Origin of the sequence: Streptococcus sp. GMD5S (genome assembly GCF_000298715.2) — a bacterium.
Taxonomy (GTDB): Bacteria; Bacillota; Bacilli; order Lactobacillales; family Streptococcaceae; genus Streptococcus.
Genome location: NZ_AJRG02000043.1, coordinates 1 through 1,732 on the forward strand (window position 1 = coordinate 1; position 1,732 = coordinate 1,732).

Below are 1,732 nucleotides of genomic sequence, written 5' to 3' on the forward strand. Positions count from 1 at the left end.
TCCCAACCGCTCCAGCGACAGCATCCTTGGTTTTCAAAGGACGTTCCAAGCCTGGACTGGTGATTTCTAGGAAATATTGTTCTGGGAAGGGATCAGGCTTGATGGTATCTAGGACAGGACTGATCATTTCTGTCAGGTCTGCCGTTTCGTTCAAGGTAATTCCTTCGGGTTTATCTACAAAAATACTGAGAATCATGTCACTGCCAATCTTTCCATACTCGATATCCACGAGCTCGAAAGGTGCTTGAATGACAGGTTCTACAACTTCTCTGACTAATTCTACGATTGTTGCGATTGCGTCCACCTCCTCATAAGCAAGAGGCGAAGATACTTCTCCGCCTCTCTTTCTCATATTCTTACTATCAGTATAGCACGTTTGTCAATTTATGTAAAGCATAAGCACTCAAACAGCTGGTTTTCAAGCGATTTCTTAAAATTCTGCTTCAACTCGATAGATCACTTGACCTTTGCTGGAGAATTTTTGCTCATATTCCGTCATGACATTGCCTTCAAAATCACTGGCATGCAAGTCTAGCCAAACACCATTGAGTTTCATCCCATACTGAGAAAAACTCACCAAGCTGTACTCAAACAAGCCACGGTTATCCGTCTTGAAATGGATTTCCCCATTCTCAGGCAAGATGCGCTTGAAGGTGTCCAAGAAACTCTTGTAAGTCAAACGACGTTTTTCATGGCGTTTTTTAGGCCAGGGATCTGAAAAGTTTAGGTAGAGACGATCAATCTCACCGTCTTCAAAGTAGTCCGTCAAATCTGAACCATCTACCCACAGCAACTTGATGTTGGGCACTCCAACTTCAAGAACCTTGTCCAAGGCATAACTCAATACCGACTTTTGGATATCAATCCCGATGTAGTTGATGTCAGGATTTTGCTTGGCCATTCCTGATACGAAGGCCCCTTTCCCACTTCCAACCTCTACATGAATAGGATGATCATTTCCAAACAAGTCTCGCCATTTCCCTTTAGCTTCCAAGGGATTGAGGACCACATACTGAGGATTGGCCTCTAGTAATTCTGTCGCCCCTTTACGATTTCTAACTCTCATCTCTTCTTTCCATACTTGTCACGGAAGACGCGCAAGGCATAAATCTCCCGGTTTACATTGTCTAAATCTTGATTTTCACAGTATTTGGCAATCTGGTTCAAGTAAGAATACTGACCATACCAATACAATTTATCTAACACTGTCTGATTGTACTTATAGCCGTAGTCTCTCAACCATTGGCGCCACTGATGATCTGGAATGTAGTGGCATAGCAAATGCGCCACATCAAACATACGATCCGTCAGACGAACCGAATCCCAATCCACTAGATAAACGAGTCCACTCTCTGTCTCAATCCAATTACTATGACGAAGATCCCCGTGCACAATCGTTGCATGATCTTCCCTAAAACCTGGAACCGTCTTACCTAGCTCAGCAATCACACTGTTCAAATAGTGGTTCTGCTTCAAGATTTCTGGAACTCCTTGCTGCCAAGAACGTAGCAAATCAACTGGTGTTTCCATGGTATATCCCAAACGGCTCAACTGCTTCATCAAAGGACGCGAGCGGTGAAGGCGGTTCAAGATATTGATAATCTGCTTGCGATTCATATCGTAAGGGGTCAAGATTTTGCCCGTCAGCCATTCCTGAGCACACATATCACGGCCATCTGGCAAACGACGAGTCCATAGTAATTGAGGAGCGATTTGTTCTCTGGCTAGGCCA

At 44.1% G+C, this 1,732-nt stretch carries 2 protein-coding genes and 1 pseudogene; all 3 read right to left on the reverse strand.

Annotation, left to right across the window (positions count from 1 at the left end; genetic code table 11):
• Positions 1-304, reverse strand: a pseudogene (locus GMD5S_RS0209615) (ribosome maturation factor RimP); the annotation flags it as partial.
• A gap of 126 nt (positions 305-430) precedes the next feature.
• Entirely contained in the window at positions 431-1,066 is a 636-nt protein-coding gene (trmB, locus tag GMD5S_RS0209620; RefSeq protein ID WP_001266088.1) for a tRNA (guanosine(46)-N7)-methyltransferase TrmB, read from the reverse strand.
• Positions 1,063-1,732: phosphotransferase family protein (locus GMD5S_RS0209625; protein WP_016893875.1), on the reverse strand; the 670-nt coding region annotated here is incomplete at its 5' end. The genes GMD5S_RS0209625 and trmB, both read right to left, overlap by 4 nt.

Excerpts from the sequence above, each read along its gene's own strand:
- trmB (WP_001266088.1), bottom strand. The coding sequence starts at position 1,066 with ATGAGAGTTAGAAATCGTAAAGGGGCGACAGAATTACTAGAGGCCAAT.